23 protein-coding genes and 1 tRNA gene are annotated in these 23,084 nt (G+C 57.1%); 9 read left to right on the top strand and 15 right to left on the bottom strand.

Annotated elements, in window-relative coordinates:
- Nucleotides 1-11 precede the first annotated feature (11 nt).
- The 10 genes from T9A_RS07900 to T9A_RS07860 all read right to left on the bottom strand — a co-directional run bounded on the left by T9A_RS07900 (nucleotide 12) and on the right by T9A_RS07860 (nucleotide 8,869).
- Nucleotides 12-254, bottom strand: coding sequence for an OadG family protein (locus T9A_RS07900; RefSeq protein WP_052042634.1), 243 nt, complete (start codon nucleotides 252-254; stop codon nucleotides 12-14).
- A gap of 318 nt (nucleotides 255-572) precedes the next feature.
- Nucleotides 573-649: transfer RNA gene (locus T9A_RS07895), tRNA-Arg, on the bottom strand.
- Between the two features lie 90 nt (nucleotides 650-739).
- A complete protein-coding gene (bfr, locus tag T9A_RS07890) occupies nucleotides 740-1,219 on the bottom strand; it encodes a bacterioferritin (protein WP_035246724.1) in 480 nt (159 codons plus the stop codon).
- A 125-nt stretch (nucleotides 1,220-1,344) separates the two neighbouring features.
- Nucleotides 1,345-1,578, bottom strand: a complete 234-nt coding sequence (locus T9A_RS16840; protein WP_084573433.1) for a bacterioferritin-associated ferredoxin — start codon at nucleotides 1,576-1,578, stop codon at nucleotides 1,345-1,347.
- A 450-nt stretch (nucleotides 1,579-2,028) separates the two neighbouring features.
- Nucleotides 2,029-2,793 carry a hypothetical protein gene (locus tag T9A_RS07885; RefSeq protein ID WP_035246720.1) on the bottom strand — a complete coding sequence of 255 codons (765 nt, stop codon included), beginning with the start codon at nucleotides 2,791-2,793 and terminating at the stop codon, nucleotides 2,029-2,031.
- A gap of 1,156 nt (nucleotides 2,794-3,949) precedes the next feature.
- Nucleotides 3,950-4,606 carry an adenylate kinase gene (gene adk / locus T9A_RS07880; protein ID WP_035246717.1) on the bottom strand — a complete coding sequence of 219 codons (657 nt, stop codon included), beginning with the start codon at nucleotides 4,604-4,606 and terminating at the stop codon, nucleotides 3,950-3,952.
- 292 nt (nucleotides 4,607-4,898) lie between these two features.
- Nucleotides 4,899-5,924 carry a tetratricopeptide repeat protein gene (locus T9A_RS07875; RefSeq protein ID WP_035246715.1) on the bottom strand — a complete coding sequence of 342 codons (1,026 nt, stop codon included), beginning with the start codon at nucleotides 5,922-5,924 and terminating at the stop codon, nucleotides 4,899-4,901.
- A complete protein-coding gene (locus T9A_RS07870; RefSeq protein ID WP_035246714.1) occupies nucleotides 5,924-6,370 on the bottom strand; it encodes a cytochrome c-type biogenesis protein in 447 nt (148 codons plus the stop codon). The genes T9A_RS07875 and T9A_RS07870 overlap by 1 nt, the downstream gene beginning before the upstream one ends.
- Nucleotides 6,367-6,909, bottom strand: a complete 543-nt coding sequence (locus tag T9A_RS07865) for a DsbE family thiol:disulfide interchange protein (RefSeq protein ID WP_035246712.1) — start codon at nucleotides 6,907-6,909, stop codon at nucleotides 6,367-6,369. The genes T9A_RS07870 and T9A_RS07865 overlap by 4 nt, the downstream gene beginning before the upstream one ends.
- Entirely contained in the window at nucleotides 6,899-8,869 is a 1,971-nt protein-coding gene (locus T9A_RS07860) for a heme lyase CcmF/NrfE family subunit (RefSeq protein ID WP_035246709.1), read from the bottom strand. Before T9A_RS07860 ends, T9A_RS07865 begins: the two co-directional genes overlap by 11 nt.
- Before the next feature lie 389 nt (nucleotides 8,870-9,258).
- Here T9A_RS07860 and fabA point away from each other — a divergent pair, with 389 nt between their 5' ends.
- Complete coding sequence (fabA, locus tag T9A_RS07855) at nucleotides 9,259-9,786, top strand: 3-hydroxyacyl-[acyl-carrier-protein] dehydratase FabA (protein ID WP_035246707.1); 528 nt, start codon at nucleotides 9,259-9,261, stop codon at nucleotides 9,784-9,786.
- Nucleotides 9,787-9,795: 9 nt separating this feature from the next.
- Nucleotides 9,796-11,010: a beta-ketoacyl-ACP synthase I gene (gene fabB, locus T9A_RS07850; RefSeq protein ID WP_035246705.1), complete on the top strand. Its 1,215-nt coding sequence runs from the start codon at nucleotides 9,796-9,798 to the stop codon at nucleotides 11,008-11,010.
- 343 nt (nucleotides 11,011-11,353) lie between these two features.
- Here the strand turns inward: fabB and T9A_RS07845 are convergent, their stop codons facing one another.
- Nucleotides 11,354-13,141 (bottom strand): acyl-CoA dehydrogenase, encoded by a 1,788-nt coding sequence (locus T9A_RS07845; RefSeq protein ID WP_035246702.1) that lies wholly within the window; start codon nucleotides 13,139-13,141, stop codon nucleotides 11,354-11,356.
- A 126-nt stretch (nucleotides 13,142-13,267) separates the two neighbouring features.
- Between T9A_RS07845 and T9A_RS07840 the strand changes: the two genes are divergently transcribed.
- The 3 genes from T9A_RS07840 to T9A_RS07830 all read left to right on the top strand — a co-directional run bounded on the left by T9A_RS07840 (nucleotide 13,268) and on the right by T9A_RS07830 (nucleotide 15,986).
- Nucleotides 13,268-14,260 (top strand): GlxA family transcriptional regulator, encoded by a 993-nt coding sequence (locus tag T9A_RS07840; RefSeq protein ID WP_035246698.1) that lies wholly within the window; start codon nucleotides 13,268-13,270, stop codon nucleotides 14,258-14,260.
- Nucleotides 14,261-14,353: 93 nt separating this feature from the next.
- A complete protein-coding gene (locus tag T9A_RS07835) occupies nucleotides 14,354-15,052 on the top strand; it encodes a response regulator transcription factor (RefSeq protein ID WP_035246693.1) in 699 nt (232 codons plus the stop codon).
- Between the two features lie 94 nt (nucleotides 15,053-15,146).
- Nucleotides 15,147-15,986: a GAF domain-containing protein gene (locus tag T9A_RS07830; RefSeq protein ID WP_084573432.1), complete on the top strand. Its 840-nt coding sequence runs from the start codon at nucleotides 15,147-15,149 to the stop codon at nucleotides 15,984-15,986.
- A gap of 12 nt (nucleotides 15,987-15,998) precedes the next feature.
- On the opposite strand, the gene T9A_RS07825 is transcribed toward T9A_RS07830, so the two are convergent.
- From T9A_RS07825 to T9A_RS07810, 4 genes are read right to left on the bottom strand one after another with little or no spacing between them, the layout of a single operon-like run.
- Nucleotides 15,999-17,261 (bottom strand): sensor histidine kinase, encoded by a 1,263-nt coding sequence (locus tag T9A_RS07825; protein WP_035246691.1) that lies wholly within the window; start codon nucleotides 17,259-17,261, stop codon nucleotides 15,999-16,001.
- A gap of 18 nt (nucleotides 17,262-17,279) precedes the next feature.
- A complete protein-coding gene (locus T9A_RS07820) occupies nucleotides 17,280-18,302 on the bottom strand; it encodes a cyclopropane-fatty-acyl-phospholipid synthase family protein (protein ID WP_084573431.1) in 1,023 nt (340 codons plus the stop codon).
- Nucleotides 18,299-19,072 (bottom strand): DUF1295 domain-containing protein, encoded by a 774-nt coding sequence (locus tag T9A_RS07815; protein ID WP_035246688.1) that lies wholly within the window; start codon nucleotides 19,070-19,072, stop codon nucleotides 18,299-18,301. The genes T9A_RS07820 and T9A_RS07815 overlap by 4 nt, the downstream gene beginning before the upstream one ends.
- Nucleotides 19,065-19,604 (bottom strand): DUF2878 domain-containing protein, encoded by a 540-nt coding sequence (locus T9A_RS07810; protein WP_035246892.1) that lies wholly within the window; start codon nucleotides 19,602-19,604, stop codon nucleotides 19,065-19,067. Before T9A_RS07810 ends, T9A_RS07815 begins: the two co-directional genes overlap by 8 nt.
- Nucleotides 19,605-19,702: 98 nt before the next feature.
- Here T9A_RS07810 and T9A_RS07805 point away from each other — a divergent pair, with 98 nt between their 5' ends.
- The 4 genes from T9A_RS07805 to T9A_RS07790 all read left to right on the top strand — a co-directional run bounded on the left by T9A_RS07805 (nucleotide 19,703) and on the right by T9A_RS07790 (nucleotide 22,996).
- Nucleotides 19,703-20,251 (top strand): nuclear transport factor 2 family protein, encoded by a 549-nt coding sequence (locus T9A_RS07805; protein ID WP_232222037.1) that lies wholly within the window; start codon nucleotides 19,703-19,705, stop codon nucleotides 20,249-20,251.
- A complete protein-coding gene (locus T9A_RS07800; protein ID WP_035246683.1) occupies nucleotides 20,233-20,745 on the top strand; it encodes a chalcone isomerase family protein in 513 nt (170 codons plus the stop codon). Before T9A_RS07805 ends, T9A_RS07800 begins: the two co-directional genes overlap by 19 nt.
- An 81-nt stretch (nucleotides 20,746-20,826) precedes the next feature.
- Nucleotides 20,827-21,624: a GGDEF domain-containing protein gene (locus T9A_RS07795; protein ID WP_035246679.1), complete on the top strand. Its 798-nt coding sequence runs from the start codon at nucleotides 20,827-20,829 to the stop codon at nucleotides 21,622-21,624.
- Nucleotides 21,625-21,817: 193 nt separating this feature from the next.
- A complete protein-coding gene (locus tag T9A_RS07790; protein WP_035246676.1) occupies nucleotides 21,818-22,996 on the top strand; it encodes an OmpA family protein in 1,179 nt (392 codons plus the stop codon).
- Nucleotides 22,997-23,084: the final 88 nt, after the last annotated feature.

The raw sequence follows: 23,084 nt of genomic DNA, 5'->3' as shown, positions 1-23,084 counted from the left end.
AAAAATTCCGGTTATTGCTGGGACTGCCGGTGCTGACGCACCGCCTTTTCAATGGCCTTGATAACCGCAGGGGACGGCATGTCTCCGGCGGGTGCTGCGGTCGTTGTCGCGGCGCTCACGGCTGGCGCCTGCCCGAAGCGTTTCACCAGCAACGACATTAACGTCGTTACGGCCACGAGAATAATCAGAAAGGAAAAGACCACACCCATGCCGATCAGCATGAGCTCCAGGCCCTGGGCCATCAGTGTGTTCATGGAACACTCCTTTACGGTTCCGGTGGCGGTTTGCATTACCGCAGGCGAAAGCGGGACAGCCCACCGTGTCAGCAGGCATCCCCGGAAGGCTCCCTGGGTTATTCGGGAGATTTCCGAGTCTCTCTCGTCGATTTCTGGGAATGTAGAGGGATTGTCGACAACCTGCAATGAGGCCTGTGTACAGGGGGTGTGATTGATTTGATCAATTGGTGCGGCTCAGACGGCGCCGGACGTCCACCGAAGGAAGATGACGCGGTTTGTTTTGTGCCAGGCCGAAACGAAAAAGGGCCCGCTAACTAGCGGGCCCTTTTAGGGATATGGCGCACCGGGGAGGATTCGAACCCCCGACCTACTGGTTCGTAGCCAGTTGCTCTATCCAACTGAGCTACCGGTGCATGTCTCGTTGCTGTATCGCCCCGAGAGGCTGCGCATTATTCCCAAAGCCCCGCCGGGAGTCAAGCGCCGGTCGCTCAAAACTTCAGCAATCAGTCTTCTGCGGTTTCCATTTGTTTTTGCAGGTAATTTTCGATGCCGACCAGCTTGACCAGACTGAGCTGGGTTTCCAGCCAATCGATGTGCTCTTCCTCGGATTCGAGAATGTTCTTGAGCAGGTTGCGGCTGATGTAATCCTGGATGGATTCGCAGTAGGCAATACCTTCACGCAGGTCCGGCACCGCCATTTTTTCCAGCTTGAGATCGCACTCGAGCATTTCTTTGGTGTTTTCACCAATCATCAGCTTGCCCAGATCCTGCAGATTGGGAATGCCTTCAAGAAACAGGATGCGCTCTACCAGCCAGTCCGCGTGTTTCATCTCGTCGATGGACTCGTGGTACTCCTTCTCATAGAGCGCCTGGAGACCCCAGTCCTTGTACATTTTGGCATGCAGGAAGTACTGGTTGATGGCTACGAGTTCGTTGCCGAGTGCCCGGTTCAGGTACTCAATCGCCTTGGCGTCGCCTTTCATGGGGGTTGTCTCCGTCCGCTTAACTTGGGTTAACCCCCATTGTTAAGCAAGGAGATGACAGAGACAAGGCAGGAATGCAAAAAAGCGCTTGCAATACAAGCGCTTATGTAAATGAGAACGATTAGTTATGCGGTTTGCGGCCAGTAGACCACCACACTGTCAGAGGAAGGGTGCGAGAATGAGGGGGCCTCGTTGGCGCTACGGGCTTCACGCATCACTTGGCGGGCATGACGGGCACATTTACCACACTGACTTCCAACCCCAAGTTCCCGACGAAGATCACGCAGGCTGTCGCAGCCGTTGCCGACCGCTTCCCGTATATGGTTGTCAGTAATGCCCTTACAAATGCATACGTACATAAGAATGCCATCCCTCAATCTCTAGTGGGCATGATAACCCTAACGCGAATCATTATCAACCGCTTTCACGAAAGGAAGCATTGGCCTGACCGCATTTCGTCATGGTCAAGCCAGTCACTAGTCACATTGTTGCTTACACCCTCTCCTGCCCTGTCCCACCAACGCGCACACAGATATAGCGCAGAGGGAGCAACTAGTCAGTGAGCGTTGCTTTGCCTGGGACAGGAATCAGGGAGTTTTGCGGTGATTCAGGGCAAGGCTCCTGACCGCCGCCGGTTGCGTAGGGTGCACTGAGCCTATGGCGAACTGCACCATCAGCCGCCCGATCGGTGCAGTTCGCCTTAGGCTCAGTGCACCCTACATTTTGGAAAGACGCGGGGTTTTGCGTTTGCCATCATAAAAAAAGCCCCGCGATTGCGGGGCTTTTTTAAATCAGTCCGGATCGTGGGATCAGGACGACTTCTTGGCGGCTGGACGCTTGGTAGCCGCTTTTTTCTTGGCTGGCGTCTTGCGAGCGGCAGCTTTTTTGGCGGCTGGCTTGCGCTTGGCTGCGGTTTTCTTGGCAGGAGCCTTGCGGGTTGCCGCTTTTTTGGCTGGCGCCTTGCGAGTGGCCGCTTTTTTACGGGTCGTTTTTTTCTTTACGGCGCGTTTGGCTTTCGCTGCGGCCTTCTTGGCAGCCGCTTTGGCTTTCTGCTCCGCTTTTTTCTGCTCGGCCTTGGCTTTTTTCGCCAGCTTGCGCTCGTGTTCACGCAGCTTGGTCTTCAGGTTACGCTCGGCGGTGCGGAATTTTTTCACCTCGCGAGTGGCGACTTTCTTGGCCGCCTGGATTTCCGCACGAATCAGCTTGGCTTCACCACGCAGATCCTGCAGTTTCAAACGAACGGTATTCATGCGACCGCGTGCCGTATCCACTGCGCGCTTGGCGGCGGCGGTGGAAGAGGCCTTGGCTTTGTCACGTTTGGCGGCAACATCAGCACGCATTTTGGACAGCTTGCCATTCTCGGTATCGATCTTGGCGCGGTGCTTGTCCAGTTTCGCCTGAGTCTGTTCGGCTTTTTTCTGCGCCTGCTCCACGGCTTTCTGCTGCAGTTTCACCTTGGATTCAGCGTTAGTAACGGACTTTGGCAGAGCCGGTGCTTTTGCAGCGGTAGCTTTCTTTGCTGCGGGCTTACGCGCTGCCGTTTTTTTTGCGGCGGCTTTTTTTGCTCGAGCCATGATTGATCTCCTAAGCTATGGCGTTGTCATCAGTACTGCGACAATTCGAAAAATAGCATAAAAAAAAATCAGTTGGTACATTATTTGACCAATTCGTTTTTGTTTTTTTCATTTACCGTCGTCCAGTTTTATCTGTGCCCCTTTTCTGATTCCTTTTCTGTTTCTGAAAAAACATTTTCTGCAGGCCTTCTGACAGGCCGGATGTGCCTGCTTAAAAACCGCAAAGGAATATTTTTCCTGCTGATTTACGCACTTTTGTTAAATAAATCCCAGCCGGCCATGGCATAGAAAAACCGGAAGTGGTGCATTGGCCTGTCATAGAAAACCCTGCAGCAATTGCATTGGAATGCGCCCCGGAATAGAAAGGATATTAGCTCGTACCAGCGCAGCAGCAACGTCGCCACAAGCCGCTACTACCACCACATGCCCTGCTTTCCTGAGTAGAAAAGTGACATCTTCGGGCCTTTTTCAAGAAAAACCGCTCTGGAGAAACGCTGCACTACAATGGAAAACTCGGCATGAGCACTTACCATACACACCGATAACAGACTGGCGCACACATGCCGGGAAATCGGCAAGCAGGGTCCAGCGGGGATACAGGATCGTGCGTGTCGCGATCATTGAGAGGAACCCGTTAAATTTTTGGCGCCCTGCTTTGCCCTTTAGCCAATCAACCAGTGGTGACAAGGTCTTGCGCATGACAGTCATTTAACAGGATACGAAAAGAGGCAACGCGAGGCCGCAGAGAGAAACCCAACAAGGAAGTCAGCTTCATGGTTTGCAGGGAAGCCCTGGGTCACCGGGTGGCTGCTATTCTATTGGCAAAGCGTCGGACCTATGCAATTTATAGAAACAGGCGATACCTGAGTACACAGAGCCGGCGCATTCTCCCAGGAAAAGGGAAACGTCGTCTTACTTCCCTTATACCGTGAAAAGCGCTGTGGGTATTGCGAAGGCGCGGTAAAGCAGCCCTGTTGGCGATACCAACATCGAACCCGGAAGTGTTCAGTGTCTTTTCAGACGCTCACTGACGGTGCTGCCAGAGGCCCTGACGTGTGGAGACGCGCATTGGCGCCCCCGCCAGCAAGAAAGGTACGCACAAAAAAGGGAAGCCGCCGGGCTTCCCTTTTTCAATCTATCTCTGCTGTGCTGCTTCTCAGCCTTGCAAAGCATCCAGCACGCGACTGCGGATATCATCCACCGAACCAACACCGGCCACGCGCACATAGCGGGGCGCCTTGGCATCGTCCTTTTTCGCCAGATCCTGGTAGAAATCTACCAGCGGGCGGGTCTGGGACTGATACACCTCGAGACGTTTGCGAACGGTCTCTTCCTTGTCGTCATCACGCTGAACCAGCTCTTCACCGGTTTCATCGTCCTTGTCGGCTTCTTTCGGCGGGTTGTATTTGACGTGGTAAACCCGGCCGGAGGACGGATGCACACGACGACCGCTCAGGCGCTCGATAATCTCTTCATCGTCCACATCGATTTCGACCACGAAGTCGATATCCACACCCTGCTCCACCAGCGCTTGCGCCTGGGGAATGGTGCGGGGGAAGCCATCGAACAGAAAACCGTTGGCGCAGTCGTCTTCGCTGATACGCTCTTTGACCAGGCCCAGAATGATGTCATCGGATACCAGACCGCCGGCATCCATCACTTTCTTGGCTTCCAAACCCAGGGGAGTGCCTGCTTTAACAGCAGCGCGCAGCATGTCACCGGTGGAAATCTGAGGAATATTGAACTGTTCCTTGATGAACTGCGCCTGGGTGCCCTTGCCCGCACCGGGGGCACCAAGCAGGATGACACGCATAGGATTCTCCATCTTTCTGTGGTCGAAAAGGCATCAGAAGGCCAAGTGAAACGCTCTGTCACAAAGGAAGCCGGCCAGAGCACTCACATCAAGGCAATAAAGCGCTGAATCAGAGACCTGATTCAGGCGTTTCCATGCATAGCTGGGCACTTTGACGACGCGAAATTGTTGCAGAACCTTCCGTTTGGGCCACTCAGGGGCCTCCGAAGGGGTGCAACTTTACCCTGAGGCCCGGTTCTTCACAAGTAATAGGAGGGTGCTACCTTGGTAGCACCCCGGGGAGTTGGCGGGATCAGGGGCGTTCGAGAACCAGCATGGCGGGGCTGTCCTGCGGCAGCTCCAGGGGTTTGACCGGGGCCATGATGGCAGCCTGGTCCACTGCGCCACCGGGAGCCGGGGTGTAGCGGGCACCAATCACTAGCTCCGCACCGTCATCCGGGTAGCGTTGCAGCCAGTCCTGGGCGGACAAAGACACGGTGGCAGGAAAATGTGGCACCACCTGACGACGGGCTGCGAGAGGTTGGCCGCTACTGCCTGCCTCGCGAAGATAGACAAAAACGGTGCCCCCCGCCGGCAGGTCTTCCGCCGCAACGACGGCCTCAATACCGGCAAATTTTCCCTGGCGGGCCTTTTGCTCACGGGCATTTTCCAGGCCGCGACGCAGCAGATCGCCGGTTTCACCATTACTGTGCCGGGACAACAGCGCTTGCCAGCCCTGCTCGGCCAGGTCATAGCGCCCGGCCCGGTCCGCAGACATGGCCAGCATCATCCAGGCTCCATCGTGTGTCGGCTCCCGGTCCAGTACCCAGCGCAGTTCGGCCAGGGCCGGATCGGTTAATTTGCCACCGGCTTTCTGGATCAGCGCCCGGGCCAGCAACAGATGCATGGCCGGTTCCTCTGGGCTCATCGCCACCGCCTTGCGGGCGGCTTCTTCACTCTGCTCAGGGGCATCGAGCTGGTCGAACAGGGAGCCCAGTGCGTACCAGCCCATGGCTGACGGGTTCTTCACCAGCTCCGCCTGCAGTACACGCACCAGGGCGCCGACAGGTACCTCTGACGCCGCCCGCTCCGGCGACTCGCCAGCGATAATGGCTCGGGCCACCGACCGGTATTCCTGCTGGTCGTTGAGCCAGTCACTGGTATGTTCATTGTAGCCGACCAGGCCATACCCGGCGGCGGCCAGCACCAGCATGATCAGGGGAATGCCAATGGCACCCCGCATCACCTTGCCTGCCTTGCGGGCTTCGCGCTGCCACAACAGCCACAACAAGACACCCAGGGCCAGCAGCAGAACCAGCGCAATCACAATCCACATCATTACCGGTCTCCCCCCTGATTAACGTCGCTATCATCAGCGGCATCATTGTCATCCACTCTGGCACTGGCACGGCGCAGCAGAAGCACGATGACCACAGCACCACTGCCCAGCAATAACAAAGGCGCCAGCCAGAGAATGGAAGTGGTGGGCGTTACTGGCGGACGGTAACTGACAAAGTCGCCATAGCGGGAGACAAAATAATCGACAATTTCTTCATCGCTTTTGCCTTCCTTGATCATGCTCTCTACCCGAACGCGCATATCCTGGGCAATACCGGCATCGGAATCGGCCAGGCTCTGGTTCTGGCATTTGGGGCAACGCAGCTCATCCAGCAATACCCGAAAGCGCTGTTCCTGTTCCGGAGTCTCAAACTGATAGAGGTCGGTAGCGGCCATCGCCGACAGAGAGAGGCAAAGCAGAAAGACGGTACGCAGAATCATGGTCATGCTCCGCCCTCCTGTGAGCCCTGCTCAAGCAAGGGAGCAAACTTTTCCTGCCAGACGCGCGCATTCAGGTCGCCGGCATGGCGCAGCACGATCTCGCCGTCCGGGTTGATCAGGAAGGTTTCCGGGGCGCCGTAGACGCCAAGGTCCAAACCCAGTTGACCATCGGCATCCACAATCACATGGGTAAAGGGGTTGCCCTGTTCGGCCAGATACTGGCGAGCTGGTGCACTGTCATCCTTGTAGTTGAGGCCGGCAATGGCAACGCCGCGGGCGGCCAGTTCCAGCAGAAAGGGATGCTCCACATAACAGGTGGGGCACCAGGTGGCCCAGACGTTAAGTAACTGCCAGCGGCCTTTCAAAGAATCCTGGGTAAGGGTTTCGTCGGTCATCAGCGATGGCAGGCTGAAGGTCGGCACCGGTTTGCCCACCAGTGCCGATGGCAATTCCTGGGGATCGCGCCCCAGACCGCTGCCCAACAGCACCGCCAGCAACACGAAGCCGACCAGCGGCAGGAATACCCAGGGAGAATTAGCTTTCATGGGAAACTCCTTCTTCGCTGGTCGCAAATCGCTGACGACGGTAACGCTTGTCAGACAGCGCTAGCGCTCCACCCAACGCCATCATCAGGGCGCCCAGCCAGATCCAGCGGATACCCGGTTTGAAATAGATACGCACGGCCCAGGCATTGCCGTCTTCCAGCGGCTCGCCCATGGCCACATAAAGGTCGCGCCAGAACCCGGCATCGATGGCGGCTTCCGTCATGATCTGACCACTGGCGTGATAGGTACGTTTTTCCGGATGCATGATGGCTTCCGGCTCGCCCTGATAGGTCACATGGAAGTGGCCACGGGTAGAGTCGAAGTTGGGACCGACATAACTGTCCAGGCTGTCAAACACAAACGCATATTCACCGATGGATGCCTGATCCCCGGGCGCCATACGAATATCCCTTTCCACTTCGTGGAAGCTCACCAGGGTAATGCCTGCCACCATCACCGCCAGGCCACAGTGGGCCATGACCATGCCCCAGTAACCGCGCCCCAGTTTCCCCAAGCCGGTAAAGAATCCCTGGCCATAAGCTCTGGCCCGGCGCACCACGTCATCCACATGGGCAAACACCAGGAACAGAGCCAGCATGATCGCCAGCACGCCCTGCCAGGGGGATGGCTCGGGGAGCCGCGCAGCAAACCAGCCGGCAATGATCGCCGCCGGTGCCAGCAGTGCCATGCGCTTGAGCAGGCCGTTGCCATCCTGACGTTTCCAGTTACTGAAAACGCCCGGCACCATCAACAGGATCAGTACCAGCGTCAGTGGCACAAAGAACCCGTTGAAGTACGGGCTGCGGATGGAAATTTTCAGATCCATGGCCTCGAAGAACAGCGGGGCCACGGTGCCCACCAGCACCACAAAGGTGGCGGTGAGAAGAATCAGATTGTTGCCCAGCAAGAAGGCTTCCCGGGACACCGGCTTGAAGCCCTTGTTGTTGGTCAGGGCGGAAGAACGAAACGCAAACAGGGTCAGTGCGCCGCCAGCAACCACACTCAGGAACGCCAGAATAAAGGTGCCCCGCTCCGGATCATTGGCGAAGGCATGGACCGAGGTCAGCACTCCGGAACGCACCAGGAAGGTACCCAGCAGGCTCAGTGAGAAAGCGATGATGGCCAGCAACACGGTCCAGGCCCGGAACATGTTGCGTTTTTCCGTTACCGCCAGGGAATGGATCAGGGCAGTGCCCGCCAGCCAGGGCAACAACGAGGCATTTTCCACCGGATCCCAGAACCACCAGCCGCCCCAGCCCAGCTCGTAGTAGGCCCACCAGGAGCCCAGAGCGATGCCCACGGTGAGAAAACTCCAGGCCACGGTGGTCCAGGGCCGGGCCCAACGCGCCCAGGCCGGATCCATATTGCCTGCCAGCAGCCCGGCCACGGCAAAGGCAAAGGCCACGGAAAAGCCCACATAGCCCATATACAGCATGGGCGGGTGAATAATCAGGCCCGGGTCCTGCAGCAGCGGATTCAGATCCGCCCCGTCCAGCGGGAACCAGGGCAAGACCCGATCAAAGGGATTAGATGTCAGCAGCATGAACAGCAGGAAGCCCACCGAGATCATGCCCATCACGGACAACACCCGGGCGACCATGTGCAGGGGAACGCTGCGACTCAGCACCCCGACCATGGCCGCCCAGCCGCCCAGCATCCAGCCCCACAGCAGCAGCGAGCCTTCATGACCACCCCATATGGCGGATAGCCGATAGGCCAGCGGCAACGCGGAATTGCTGTGGTTGGCCACATAGGCCACGGAGAAGTCGTTAATGTAGAAGCTATAGCCCAGGCAGACCATGGAAAGGGTCAGTGCCAGCCACTGAACCCAGGCCAGCGGGCGGGCATACCATTGCAGGGCAAGAATGTTACGATGCACCCCGATCAACGGGAATACTGATAAACACAGGGCTGCAGCCAGTGCCAACCACAGGGATAGATGCCCGATTTCTGCCGCCACGAGAGCTCCTCAATCCGCTTTTTACTGTCCGATGCCTGTCAAACCGCCGTTACGCGCGGTCCGGCGCGCATAGCATCGGTACATGGTCCGGCAATTGCAAGTCCGTGGCGTGGAGGGAGTCGCTGAATAACCTATAATGAATTTCAGCCGTTCCCGAGCCGCAATTGATCCTCAGGAAGCATAGACCAGCGTCTTTATTGTCCGTTCATCGGTCATTTTCGGTAAAGCCATCCTTTCGACATATTTTGAGACGCTTGCTATTCGTATGCTTTCACTTGGCTTTGCTAGTATGCGTTCGATCATGACACCGTGTCATAGCGGTGCCGATAAAACGTCATAAATCATCCATATACTCGGAATGTGCCATCAGGCCTTCACGGAGTAAGACTTTGAGCACTACAACAGAACAGAAATCCTCCTACGATCGCGAGGACTTGCTTGCCTGCGCCCACGGCGAGCTTTTCGGGCCCGGCAACGCGCGCCTGCCACTACCCAACATGCTGATGATGGACCGTATTGCCCATATCAGCGATCAGGGTGGCAAGTACGGTAAAGGCGAAATTATCGCCGAGCTGGATATTCGCCCGGACCTGTGGTTTTTCGAATGCCACTTCGAAAGTGATCCGGTGATGCCCGGCTGCCTTGGCCTGGATGCCACCTGGCAGCTGCTGGGCTTTTTGCTGGGCTGGTTGGGTCACCCGGGCCGCGGCCGCGCCCTGGGCGTGGGGAGTGTGAAATTCTCCGGGCAGATTCTGCCAACAGCCAAGAAGGTAACCTACAAACTGGACGTGAAACGGGTCATTTCCCGCAAGCTGATTCTGGGCATCGCCGATGCCACCGTCAGCGTTGACGGCAAGGAGATCTACCTTGCCGAAGACCTGCGCGTAGGCCTGTTCACTTCCACCGACGGATTTTAGGAGCCAAACATGCGCCGCGTAGTCATCACAGGAATGGGCATTGTCTCCTGCCTGGGCAACGATACCGATAGCGTCACCCGGTCCTTGCGCGAGGGCCGTTCCGGCATTCGCTTCAAGGAAGACTACAAAGAGCTGGGCATGCGCAGCCACGTTGCCGGCACCCCGGAAATCGCACTGGAAGACTTCATCGACCGCAAGCCCCGTCGTTTCATGGGTGATGCGGCCGCCTATGCCTACATCGCCATGCAACAGGCGATCACCGATGCGGGCCTGGAAGAAGACCAAGTCAGTAACGAGCGAACCGGTCTGGTCGCCGGCTCCGGTGGCCACTCCTCCTTTAATCAGGTGGAAGCCGCAGATATCGCCCGCAACCGTGGCGTTAAACGCGTTGGCCCCTACATGGTGCCCCGGGTAATGGCCTCCACCGTCTCCGCTTGCCTGGCCACGCCTTTCAAGATCAAGGGTATCAACTACTCCATTGCTTCCGCCTGCGCCACCAGCGCCCACTGTATTGGTAACGCGGTGGAACAGATTCAACTGGGCAAACAGGACGTGGTGTTTGCCGGCGGTGGTGAAGAAGAACACTGGACCCTGAGCTGTCTGTTCGACGGCATGGGCGCCCTGTCCAGCAAGTACAACGACACGCCGCAAACGGCCTCCCGGGCTTACGATGCCAACCGCGATGGCTTTGTGATCGCGGGCGGTGGCGGCATGGTCGTTGTCGAAGAGCTGGAACATGCCAAAGCGCGTGGCGCAAAAATCTACGCAGAAGTGATCGGCTATGGCGCCACCAGTGACGGCCATGACATGGTCGCGCCCAACGGCGAGGGCGCTGCGCGCTGCATGCGCCAGGCACTGGCCACCATGGACGGCAAGGTCGATTACATTAATGCCCACGGCACCAGCACCCCGGTGGGGGATGTGGCTGAGCTGAAAGCCATTCGAGAAGTGTTTGGCGACAATTGCCCGGACATCGGCTCCACCAAGAGCCTTTCCGGTCACAGCCTGGGCGCCGCCGGGGTTCACGAAGCCATCTACAGCCTGCTGATGATGCAGCATGACTTCACCGCCCTGAGCGCCAATATCGAAACCCTGGATGAAAAGTCGGAAGGACTGCCGATTCTGGTGCAGGGGAAGGATAGCGGCCCGGCCACCGTGCTGAGCAACAGCTTTGGCTTTGGTGGCACCAATGCCAGCCTGGTACTGCGCAAGTGGGAAGGGTGAGGAAAAAGCAGTTAACAGTGAATAGTTAACAGCGAAAAAGAGCTCGGCATTGCCGGGCTTTTTTTGTTTGGGGTATTTGTTTTTGCAAGGCCGCCCTGCATCGCTTCGAGTCCACGAAAACCTTCCTTTATTCGTAGGGTGCACTGAGCCTAAGCGAACTGCACCAATCGGGCGTTTGATGGTGCAGTTCGCTTAGGCTCAGTGCACCCTACATTTTGGAAATCGGCCGGTGTTTGCAACCCAAAAAAAAGCCTCCGGAGAGGAGGCTTAAAAATACCGTCATAGCTATTCCTGCCTTGGCAGGTCCCGAGCCTGATGACGATAGGCACACAATGTTCTGCAATCAGAACCAGCAGTTGTCCATGGTGATAAAGGTGTCGTCGGCATCGATCAATCGTTGCGCGTCCAGTTCCACCCGGGGCAATTCCCAGTGGAAAAAATACTGCGCCGCCTGCAATTTACCCTGAGCAAAATCCTTGTCTTCGGGGGCATCCAGTGCCGCTGCCGCATTGGCCTGCCGCAACCACATCCAGGCTGCCACGGTATGCCCCATCAGTTGCAGGTAGGCATTGGCGTTGGACAGCGCAATGCGCGGCCCCTGCTCTGCCATCAACTTGCCTGCGGCTGCTGTGGCCGCTTCAACGCTTGGCAACATGGCTTTCAGCGCCTGGGCAAAAGGCTGGCATCGGTCATCCGAGGTGTTATCGACATCGGCGAGGATACGCTGGGCCAGCAGTTGCAGCCCCTTGCCGTTGGCCATCCACACCTTGCGGCCCAGCAGGTCCATGCCCTGCACACCGGTGGTGCCTTCGTGAATGGGATTAAGGCGGTTGTCACGCCATACCTGTTCCACCGGATATTCGCGGGTGTAACCGGCGCCACCAAACACCTGAATGGCCATGTCGTTGGCTTTGACACCAAATTCTGAAGGCCAGCTTTTCAGTACAGGCGTGAGCAGATCCAGCAGCAGGTGGGCATCCTTCGCTGCCGCCTCATCACCGGTCTCGATGTCATCCACCAGACGATAGCCATACAGGCTCATGGCGATGGCCGCTTCCGCGTAGGCCTTCTGGGTCAGCAACAGACGTTTTACATCCGCGTGTTCAATGATGGGAACCTGCGGTTTGCTGAAATCCGCATCATCCGGATGCCGGCCCTGCAGGCGATCGCGGGCGTAATCCAGTGCATAGCGATACCCCCGGTAACCCAGCACCGCCGCACCAAAGCCCACGCCCACCCGCGCTTCATTCATCATCTGGAACATATAGCGCAGGCCCTGATGAGCTTCGCCCACCAGGTAGCCATGGCAATCATCATTATCGCCAAAGGTCAGCGCAGTACTGGTGGTGCCCCGGTAACCAAGCTTGTGGATCAGGCCGGCAAGTACCACATCGTTGCGCTCCCCCGGGTTTCCCTGGGCATCCAAACGGTATTTGGGTACCACAAACAGGGAAATCCCCTTCACCCCTTCCGGGCCACCGGGAATCTTGGCCAGCACCAGGTGGACGATATTATCCGCCAGCTCGTTATCGCCGCCGGAAATGTAGATCTTGTTGCCCTTGAGGCGATAGCTACCGTCTTCCTGAGGCACCGCACGGGTGCGGATGTCGGCCAGGGAAGAACCGGCATGGGGCTCGGTCAATGCCATGGTGCCGGTAAAGCGCCCCGCCATCATCGGTTCCAGAAACTGTGATCTCAGGGTGTCGCTGGCAAAATTGCGAATCACATTGGCCGCTGCAGCCGTCAGAAAAGCATAGCCGGTAGAGCTGGGATTCACACAAGTGAACATCCCCTTGCAAGCTGCGGCCGCGATTTCCGGCAACTGCATGCCTCCCTCTTCAAAACTGGCCCGTGAAGAGAGAAACCCGGCATTGATATAGGCATCGAAAGCGGTTTTCACTTCCGGGCGCATGACCACTTTGCCGTCCACAAAGGTCGGCTCGTCCTTGTCCGCCAGGCTGTTGTGATTGGCGAACTTTTCCCGGGCCAGTTTCTCTGCCGTATCCAGTGCCGCCTCGATGGTTTCCCGGCTGTGCTCCGCAAAACGCGGACGCTGGAACAGGGTGTCGGTGTCCAGTACTTCGAACAGCTGAAAACTGAGATCACGACGATCGAGAATCACATCACTCACGGTTTGGCTCCGGTTGGTTTGAACCTGAATTGCTGACTGCCCATGGATTCAGGTTGAACAGCTTGCCATCCCCCCTCCCGGTCTGGCATTGTCGCCTATGACTTATTCATGGTGGAATACGACACGATGTACCTAGTAGCCGTATTAGCCTTCGATGGCGTTTTTGCTTCTGCCCTTACCGGGGTGGTGGATTTGTTCAACCTGACCGGGGTGACCTGGAACCGCATCCACGACCAGCCGCTGGATCGGCAGTTCGAGGTACGCGTTGTCTCACGGGGCGGTAACCCGGTGCGCTGTACCAACGGCATTCGCATGGCGGTGGACTGCTCCCTGGAGCAACTGGATCAGGCCGACCTGGTGATCGTGCCAACCATCGGCGGCAAGCTGGAAACCGTGCTGGCCCAGGAGCAGGACGTCCTGCCCTGGCTGCGCTTTCTGCATCAAGGGGGAGCGGACCTGGCCAGCAACTGCACCGGGGCTTTCCTGCTGGCCGAAGCCGGCCTACTGGACGGCAAGACCGCCACCACCCACTGGGGCTTCAGCCAGCAGTTTCGCCATCACTATCCGCAGGTAAAACTCAACGAGCGCGAGCTGATTACCCGCGATGGCAATATCTTCTGCGCCGGTGGCGGCACCGCCTGGAGGGACCTGACCATCCTGCTGGTAGAGCGTTACTGCGGCGCCGACCTGGCCCGGGAGCTGGCACGGGCCTTTGTCATTGATGTGCGCAACGACCTGCAAAGTATCTATGCCGGCCTGCCCGCCCACAGCTATCACCAGGACGACCAGGTACAGACCATCCAGGCGTGGATTCATGAGCACTACAAGGAGAGCACCAGTCTTGGTCAGCTGGCAGAAATGGTTCACCTGAGCCCACGCCAATTGCAGCGACGCTTTACCACCACCCTGGGCGAGCCACCGTTGCAATACCTGCAGCGGGTACGCATTGAAGCGGCGCGCAAGATGCTGGAGCGCGGCACCAACAACCTGGCAAGGCTGTCAGAACAGGTGGGTTACCAGGACGTAAGCAGTTTTTCCCGCCTCTTCAAGCGCCATACCGGACTGTCGCCCAGCCACTACCGACAGCGTTTTTCCCGTACCGGAACCCTCTCTGACTGAAAGGGCCACTGCGGCGACCAACGTGAAGAACCTTGACGGGCTGTTGACGACTCGGGCCTGATGATATCCATAATCAAAAAAAGGAGAGACCCCGTGGAAAACCTGTCCATCATACTCGTGGAAGACCATCGCCAACTGGCCCAAACCGTGGTGGAATTTCTGGAACAGGAAGGCGCCACGGTGGATTATGCCGGCAACACCAGCCTGGCCCGGGAACTGGTCCAGGAGCATCATTACGATCTGATGCTGCTGGATGTAATGCTGCCCGGCGAAGACGGCTACAGCTTCTGCCAGTACCTGCGCAAAGAGTTGGCTCTGGACCTGCCGGTAATCTTCATGACCGCCCGCGACCAGCTGGAAGACAAACTGGAAGGTTTTGACCGGGGCGGTGACGACTACATCGTCAAGCCCTTTGCCCTGCCGGAATTGGCAGCCCGGGTCTCCGCCCTGATTCGCCGTCAACGCAAAGAAGTGACCGCCAATACCTTGCAGGTGGCAGATCTGCAGCTGGACCCCGCCCGTCAGGAAGTTCGCCGCGACGGTCAGCTACTGAAGCTTTCTCCCACTGCCTTCCGTATTCTACGCATCCTGATGCGAGAATCCCCCAAGGTGGTCAGCCGCGAACAGCTTGAACATGAGCTGTGGGGTGACCTGGTGCCGGACTCTGATGCCCTGCGCAGTCACCTGTACAATCTGCGCAAGGCGGTGGACAAACCCTTCGAGAACGCGTTGCTCAATACCCTGCCTGGTGTGGGCTTCAGCATTCAGGAGGACCGCCCTACCGCTGGATAGTGGGTCTCTGACGAACGCCCTGCGCAGGCAGGGCTTGCACTTTATGTCTCAGGGGCCTGACAATACGCAAAAATAACAATATGCCTACCCCCCTATGCCTGCCGATGTGATTCCTCTGCCAAGCTATACCACCTGTCAATCGCTGCTTGATGCACATCTGACGGAGCTGCAAAACCGCTTCGGAATGGCTACGTGGATGATTACCCGCCTGAGCGGTGAAGATTTGATCCTGTTACGAGTGCAGGATGGGCATTACGGTCTGCAGCGGGGAGAACGACTGCAATGGCAGAACAGCTACTGTGTTCGTATGGTGGAACTGGGCGCCCCCCGCATCACCACGGATGTGAGCACGGACCCGAATGATCCGTTCAGCTCACTGAACAACTCTCTGGATATCGGCGCCTACATCGGTTTGCCCCTGGTAGACAGCGACAATCGCCTGTTCGGCACACTGTGCGCCATGGACCCCCAGGCCCAACCGGCCGATCTTGCCAACGCTCTGCCCTCCCTGACCCACGACGCTGCCCTGATCAGTTTTCTGCTCAACAATGCGGTGCGCGAAGCCAGGGAAAAACGGCTCACCACCTTTGTGGAACACCCGGATCGCTGTGACGATACCGGGCTGCCGGGCCGTAAAGGCTGGGATGATATTTGTCGACAGGAAGCCAGCAATTGCCGGGATTTTGGTCTGCAGGCATCGGTCCTTTATCTACAGGCGCCGGAAGACGGTGACAGCCTGACCATTGCCGACTCCCTGGCCGCACTGCTAAGGGAACAGGACAGCATTGCCCACCTGGGAAGTAACTGTTTCGGGATTCTTCTTGCCGACACCGACGAGGAAAAATCCCGCCGCGTGGCAGATCGGATTCGTGACGCGCTGAATGCCAAGCAATTGTTGGTGCGCATTGATCAGGAAATGCTGATCAGCGGCTAAGGAGCCTCTGAATCAGGAAAACCGGATCGCCACTTCGGTACCCCGACCGGGGGCACTGGTTACCATCAGGTGCCAGTGATAGCGCTCACACAGCCGTTGCACGATGGCCAGGCCCAGGCCATGCCCCGCTTCCTGGCTTTGCCCGCGCTCAAACGGTTTCAGAATCCGCGCCAGCTCATCCGCATCCATACCGGCCCCGTAATCCACCACGTGCACGGTCTTTTCCGCCACCAGGATGGTGACGTCGCCAGAACCGCTGTAGTTGATGGCATTGCGCACCAGATTGGTCAGCACAATGGTCAGCGCCACTTCCGGGCTGTGCACGGTCAGCAGGGCCGTCTGGCGAACCTGCAGGCGAATCTGCTTGCGGTCCGCCAGCGGACTGAGACGCTCCATCAGGTTCACGGCCAGGTCGTTGACGATCACGTCCTCGCTGTCCGGCTGGCGCTGTTCCGTGCGAGCCAGCATCAGCAACGTTTCCAGCGTTGCCTCCATGTCCTCCACGGTATCTTCCATGCGGCGGATCAGGGGGCGATCACCGATCTGGCTGACCAGCAATTCCAGGTTGGCACGAAACACTGCCAGTGGCGTGCGCAACTCGTGACTGGCATCACGGGTAAACTGCCGTTCGCGCTCCACAAAGCTCACCAGCCTGTCCGCATAGGCATCCAGCGCCGACACCAACACCGCCACTTCGCTGTCGGTATCCGCATCAATACCACTGAGATCCGGCCGTGCAATACTGGGGTCTTCCACCGGGGTATGCCGTAGCCGGTCAGCAAGCTGCACTAATGGCGACAACAGATCGCGGGATTTTTTCCAGCCCAGAAACGAGGTGATGTAGATCACCAGCAGCACACCGGTGAGAGGCAGAATACCAAACAGAAAAGCCAGTACCGACACCCGCTTTTCATCGAAAATCAGATATAGCCGGGCATCCCCTTTCCGCTCCAGATAGACGATCGGCCGCTCGCCGGCCAGATCCGCCCGCTGGTAACCGTCAGGCAAAGACTGCAATACCTGCGGGATATCATCGTTGACCTTCTCGCTGGTCAGCAATCCCAGCAGGTGACGCGTGTTGGGGCGTGGCTGGGTCGGGTTCTCATCCAGCAGGGTCCAGTAGTGCTCGGCTTCCTTGATCAGTGCCTGCTTCACCAGAACCTGTTCGATAATGTTGGCCGTGGCCCACACGCCCAGCACCGTAGTCAGACTGATCAGCAACAACTGAAGCAGGTAGACGCGGGTAATTCGCTGCTGGACGCCGGTTTTCTTCATGCAAGATACTCAACGGTTTCAGTCGGCAGTATTCGCCGGACGGGAAAACAGATAATGGGCCACGAACCATTCTTCCCCGTCACGATAGTCAAACAACTCCGCGCAGGCCATGAAAAACATACGCCAGCGTTGCAACCATACCTTGCCATTACCCTTGCCATACACCTCATCCAGCAACGGGATCAGCCGGGATTGCTTCTGGTCCGCCAGTTCCAGCCAGCCCTCAAGGGTCCGCGCGTAATGGGTTCCATTCACTGCCCAGCGCTGTTCCTCCTCCAGTTTGCCCGCACAGTGGGGCAACCAGTCGTAGGAGGGCATCATGCCGCCAGTAAAGAAATACCGCGCCATCCAGTCGCTGCTGCCCTCATCTTCAAACAGATAGGTCAGATTGAGATGGCAAAACACATGAATAAACAGCTTGCCGCCTGGTTTCAACCAGTCATGAATCCGCGCCATCAGGGTACTGTGGTTGCGCATGTGCTCGAACATCTCCACAGAGACGACCCGGTCAAAGGGCTGATCAGGCTGAAACAATGACGCGTCTGCAGTAATCACTCGCACATTGGTCAGGCCTTTTTCTTTCGCCCGCCCCATGATGAAGGCTTTCTGTGATGCCGAGTTGGAAATGGCGGTAATACGGCTGCCCGGGTAGTGTTCTGCCATCCACAGCGTCAGTGACCCCCAGCCACACCCCATTTCCAGGATCTCTTGACCGTTGTCCAGTTCGGCACGCTCGCAAGTCATCGCCAGCATGGCGCGCTCGGCCTCTGCCAGGTCATTAACACCGTCCGGCCAGTAAGCGCTGGAATACTTCAGATACGGGCCGAGGACCTGTTCATAAAAACGCGAATCCACCTCGTAATGCTGCTCGTTGGCTTCATTCTGGCCCACTGCCACCGGGCCCTGCTTCAGCGAGCTTTCCAGGTCATCACGATTGTGCTTCTGTCGCTCCTGTTCAAGCCGCTTTCCCAGCAAACGCCGGATACCGAAACGTACCAGGGCATCCGGCAACAGGCCGGACTCCGCCATTTGAATCATCATGATTTGGGTCTCCAGGGAAAGAACGCACTGGTAGTGCGCTGATAGTCTCGATAATCGTCGCCACGGGATTTCAGTGCCTGCTTTTCCGTGTAGGGAATGCCGGTGACGAACCAGAGGAAAACAAACATGGCCAGCGGCAAACACCACAGCCAGGCCCCCTGAGTAGCGCCAATGGCGATCAGCGGGTAACTGCACCAGTGCAACCATTCAAAGAAATAATTGGGATGGCGGGAATAACGCCACAACCCTTCACGGCAAGTGCGCCCGGCGCTGTCCGGCTTCTGCTTGAAACGCGACAGTTGCCTGTCGGCCAGACTCTCTCCGGCAATCGCCAGTACGCCAAGACAGGCGCCCAGGACGACCGTAATGCCGTAGCTGTGTTGCTGGCTGCCGATCACCCAGAACGTGAGGGCAAAACCCCAGGCCAGCAGAGCCTGGCCCCAGTAAAACAACAGAAATACCGGCTGGGTCTTTTCCTGCAGGGCTTCACGCATGGCCGCGTAGCGACCATCTTCATGGGATTCACTGGCCACCCGCCGAAAAATATGACTGCCCAGCCGCACGGACCAGAGCAACAGCAGCGCACCGGCCGCCCACCGCGGCAGGGAGGCGCCACTGCCCATCACCAGAAAAATGAGTCCGACCACACCCACCGACCAGGACCAGAACACATCCACCCAGCCCGCATTACGAGTCTGCAACTGCTGCAACCACAACACCGAGGCCACGATCAGCAAGGCGATAAGCAACAAATAATGTATCTCAGGCATGATGATGTTCCCTTTCACCGGTGAGTTGCGCCCCGTAGGCCAGCAGCGGCACCGCCACAGCCCAGACCACACCATAGGTCACTGCGATTGGCAGCCAGTCGAGCGGCGCGCTGGCCGCCCCCAGTCTGATGCCCATGGTGACGGAAAAGATACCACCCACGGCGCCAAAAGCGGCGCCCAGCCAAGGCCTGCCACATAACCAGCGCAGGCTGTAGTGAAAGCTTACGGCAAATCCCAACCACAATGCCCAGATCCACCCCGGTGCGAGCCAAGGGTGATCCCAACCTGTATAAACCAAAAAGCCGTTGCTCAGCCAGATCGGCTCAAGCAATAAGCAAAGCACAAGGCCCCACAGCAGCATGGGGGTATTTTTGACCCAGCGGGGGTCAAACCACCACTGCCCTGCCAGCATTACTCCCAGCACAGCCCAGGATGGCCAGGACATGTCCCTGGCGCCGCCAAATACCGCCGACGCCCACAACAGCTGGAAGCCGACAAAATTGATAATCAAAGAGGCTGGTAATCTTTTCATCAGCGAACAGTGCGCCACCACTCGTCAATGGCCTGTGAAATTCCTTCACAGGCGAATCACCCGCGTGGGATCACAGTTAACTGATGAAATCATTACTTATGACAAGTGTCCTCTTCGTGCCGCTGCTGCTGATAGGCTGCAGCTCGACACCACTTGGCCCCTACGGCTATACAGACCATTACCTTGAGCGCAGCAGTACTGCCACCCAGGATGCCGTGCTACCTGATGACGAGACCCTGTCCCGCTTTATCAGTTTCTACAATCCCCTCGACCAGGATCAGATTGCCAACAGCATGGACAAGATTTACGCCGAGGACCTGTACTTCAATGACACCCTGGTCACCCTCCTGGAACGGAATGCTTTGCAGGAACATCTGCTGGCTACCGCCGAGCGGTTACGTCAGATGTCACTGCAACCGGTAAATGTGATCCGCGACGACAACCAGATCTATCTGGTCTGGGTGATGGAGGCACGCTTCTCCTTGCTGGGCAGAGAGCGCCTGTCGCGGACCATCGGTATCAGCCAGCTACGCTTCAACCGTAATGGGCAGGTTTTCTTCCACCAGGATTTCTGGGACAGCAGCCAGGGCCTGGACCAGCATTTGCCACTATTAGGACCGATGACACGATGGCTACGCGATCACTGATATGCCCCCTTCTGTTTTCACTGGCCTGCCTGCTGGGTAACACAGCCCACGCCAGCGACTGGCAGCTATGCCACCGCAGCGATGTAAAGGCTCTGCGCTTTATCACTGTGGGAGAGGCCCGCCTGCTTCGCCAGGACTGCAATGTCGATAACCTGTTGGCAGCGCCAATGAGGCTGGAATTCAGTTACTACCGTGAGGTTCCCGGCGATGCCTTTGCCAAGGCGGCCATGAACTTTCTGGAAAAAAACCTCAACGACAAGGATTTCGAGCAACTGAAACCACGTTTTGAGGGTTTTAACAGTCATTATCAGGATATTGGCGATGGCGACACCTATGCCATGGTCTATCAGGATCAACAGCTTTTTCTGATGCTCAATAATGATCCGCTCACCAATGAACAGGGAGATCGTTTCGCCAAGGCCTACCTGCGAATCTGGTTCGGGGAAAAGCCCTACTCAGACAACCTCAAGGAAGCCTTGCTGGGTAACCCCTGAGGCCCCGCCGCTATTGCGCCTTGGCAGGCCAATCGGGATACTGATTACATAAAAATCAATATCTTTTGGGGATATCGCAGCATGTCCAAGCTGTTCCATGTGTTGGCCGCTTCTGCCCGGCAGACCAGCCGGCACGACCGTGCCACTGCGCTGAAAGGCACTCTTCTGATCACCATCAGTGCAGTATTACTTTCCCTGGTGCTCACCAGCATCGCCATTCTGGTCGCTGGCGAAAGAGACTGGCTTTCCGCCTTGGTGCTGGCCACCTTGCTCCCGTTGCTACTGCTGCCCCCCCCTCTCTATCTGGTGGGCAGCCGACTGATGTCTCTGGACCGGCAGAACCATCAGTTGCAACAGCTCGCTCGGGAAGATCATCTCACCGGCCTTTTCAACCGCCCTCACCTGCTCAGCATGCTGGAAAGGGAACTGGCTCTGAGCCAGCGTCATAACTACATCGTGTCCATCCTGCTGCTCGAGATCAACGACTTCACCCAGCTGCTGGATGAGTTTGGACGTCACACTGGCGAGAAGGCGCTACGCCTGTTTGCCGACTGTATTCGTGAAAAAATTCGCGAAAGCGATCTCTTCGGGCGCTTCGACGGCGCCCAGTTCCTGCTGGTACTCCCTCACACCAGCTATGACGATGCCGCCCGCATGGGCGAAGGTCTGCGCGCTCTCACCGCCGGCATCCGGCTGACTAGCCAGCAACCTGAAAATGCGCACCAGGACAATGTCAAAATCAGCGCAAAAATCGGCGTTGCCAGTACAGAAAACAGTGGCCGCAGTATCAACCCGCTACTTAACGAAGCCGACTACGCGCTTTATCAAAACCGAAACGAAGGACGCGACCGTTCTGATCCATCAAGAAACAACCTTTAAATCTTATCTGAAAAATAAAAAGTAATGCTTTTACATTAGATAATTACAAAAAAAGACCTCCTGCTACCAAACATTTTCCATATTTGTAAATTTTTTTATTAATCTGTCATGTGAGGATTTACATGGGAGACAGGCTGCACAACACTGACCTCGTGTTTGTACTGCCTATTTGGACAAAACAAGGAAGGAAATTATGAACGCTAAACATTTTTTGGCGGCGAGTATTGCTTGCGCATCCGTCACTGCGACCACTGCGGTCACTGCTGACGACATCCCCGAGCGTTATTTCTACTTTGGTGGTCACATCAGTGAGAACTTTTTAGACCTGGGTGATCACTTTGACGGCGATACTAGCGACAACTCAGTGACTTTGCCGGGTGCTCAGATAGGTTACCGGTTTAATCGTGACTGGTCTGTCCAAGGTTGGTGGGAGCGTAACAACTCCAACACACGGCTATTTGAGAAAGCAGATATCAACATTGCCCACGGTAGCCTGCGTAAACATTTCGCCGGAAATTCCGCGTTCGAACCTTACCTGGGTATCGGTGCCGGTGAGTTCCGCACTGAGTTTTCACGTGCAAGCGTCGCAGCCCGATCACTATCAGATGAAGATTTCAAGGAAACCATTGGTACCCTGGAAACCGGTTTCCAGACCATGCTGCACCCGCACTTCCTGATGGACGTCGGCGCTCGCGCTATGTACAGCATTGACAATGAACGCTGGGACGCAGAAGTCTATGCTGGCCTGAACTTCCTGATCGGTGCGTCCGAGAAAGAAGAAGAGCCCGCACCAGTGGTTGAGAACGTGGTAACCGACAGTGACGGCGATGGCGTACCTGATGACCGTGATCAGTGTGCCAACACCCCTGCAGGTGCCCAGGTCGATGCCACCGGTTGTGAACTGGACGACGACGGTGATGGCGTAGTCAACAGTGCCGACGAATGCCCGGATACCCCGGCTGGCGCACTGGTAGACGACAAGGGCTGTCAGCAGTACCTGGAAAAAGACGTGAAGGAAACCCTGTACGTTGAGTTCGGCCTGGACAAGGCTGAGGTCCGTCAGACTTCCTACCCTGAGCTGGAGCGTCTGGCTGAAGAGATGCGCAAGTATCCCTCTGCCGACCTGGTACTGGAAGGTCACACCGACAGCACTGGCGCAGCGAGCTACAACAAGTCGCTCTCCAAGAAGCGTGCTGATGCAGTGAAGAAAGTTCTGGTGGAAGAGTTCAACATCAGCACTGACCGCATCACCACTGAAGGCTACGGTGAAGAGAAGCCGATCGCCGACAACGGCACCAGTGAAGGCCGCGCGGAAAACCGTCGCGTAGAAGCCATCATGAAGGCCACTACCCAGGAAGCTCAGTACCAATAAGAGCGTTTCCTGAACGAAAAAAGGCCGGCATTTGCCGGCCTTTTTTTATGGTCACAAAGTCTCAAGCATGTTCGAAACCGTAGGGTGC

The sequence above is a fragment of the Alcanivorax jadensis T9 genome (genome assembly GCF_000756655.1).
Taxonomy (GTDB): Bacteria; Pseudomonadota; Gammaproteobacteria; order Pseudomonadales; family Alcanivoracaceae; genus Alcanivorax; species Alcanivorax jadensis.
Note: the sequence above shows the minus strand (reverse complement) of the source record. Positions and strands in the feature narration are given on the sequence as shown.

Coding starts and splice junctions, on each gene's coding strand:
- T9A_RS07900 (WP_052042634.1), bottom strand. CDS start 254: ATGAACACACTGATGGCCCAGGGCCTGGAGCTCATGCTGATCGGCATG.
- bfr (WP_035246724.1), bottom strand. CDS start 1,219: ATGAAAGGCGACGCCAAGGCGATTGAGTACCTGAACCGGGCACTCGGC.
- T9A_RS16840 (WP_084573433.1), bottom strand. CDS start 1,578: ATGTACGTATGCATTTGTAAGGGCATTACTGACAACCATATACGGGAA.
- T9A_RS07885 (WP_035246720.1), bottom strand. CDS start 2,793: ATGGCTCGAGCAAAAAAAGCCGCCGCAAAAAAAACGGCAGCGCGTAAG.
- adk (WP_035246717.1), bottom strand. CDS start 4,606: ATGCGTGTCATCCTGCTTGGTGCCCCCGGTGCGGGCAAGGGCACCCAG.
- T9A_RS07875 (WP_035246715.1), bottom strand. CDS start 5,924: ATGATGTGGATTGTGATTGCGCTGGTTCTGCTGCTGGCCCTGGGTGTC.
- T9A_RS07870 (WP_035246714.1), bottom strand. CDS start 6,370: ATGACCATGATTCTGCGTACCGTCTTTCTGCTTTGCCTCTCTCTGTCG.
- T9A_RS07865 (WP_035246712.1), bottom strand. CDS start 6,909: ATGAAAGCTAATTCTCCCTGGGTATTCCTGCCGCTGGTCGGCTTCGTG.
- fabB (WP_035246705.1), top strand. CDS start 9,796: ATGCGCCGCGTAGTCATCACAGGAATGGGCATTGTCTCCTGCCTGGGC.
- T9A_RS07840 (WP_035246698.1), top strand. CDS start 13,268: ATGTACCTAGTAGCCGTATTAGCCTTCGATGGCGTTTTTGCTTCTGCC.
- T9A_RS07830 (WP_084573432.1), top strand. CDS start 15,147: ATGCCTGCCGATGTGATTCCTCTGCCAAGCTATACCACCTGTCAATCG.
- T9A_RS07825 (WP_035246691.1), bottom strand. CDS start 17,261: ATGAAGAAAACCGGCGTCCAGCAGCGAATTACCCGCGTCTACCTGCTT.
- T9A_RS07820 (WP_084573431.1), bottom strand. CDS start 18,302: ATGATGATTCAAATGGCGGAGTCCGGCCTGTTGCCGGATGCCCTGGTA.
- T9A_RS07815 (WP_035246688.1), bottom strand. CDS start 19,072: ATGCCTGAGATACATTATTTGTTGCTTATCGCCTTGCTGATCGTGGCC.
- T9A_RS07810 (WP_035246892.1), bottom strand. CDS start 19,604: ATGAAAAGATTACCAGCCTCTTTGATTATCAATTTTGTCGGCTTCCAG.
- T9A_RS07805 (WP_232222037.1), top strand. CDS start 19,703: ATGACAAGTGTCCTCTTCGTGCCGCTGCTGCTGATAGGCTGCAGCTCG.
- T9A_RS07800 (WP_035246683.1), top strand. CDS start 20,233: ATGGCTACGCGATCACTGATATGCCCCCTTCTGTTTTCACTGGCCTGC.
- T9A_RS07795 (WP_035246679.1), top strand. CDS start 20,827: ATGTCCAAGCTGTTCCATGTGTTGGCCGCTTCTGCCCGGCAGACCAGC.
- T9A_RS07790 (WP_035246676.1), top strand. CDS start 21,818: ATGAACGCTAAACATTTTTTGGCGGCGAGTATTGCTTGCGCATCCGTC.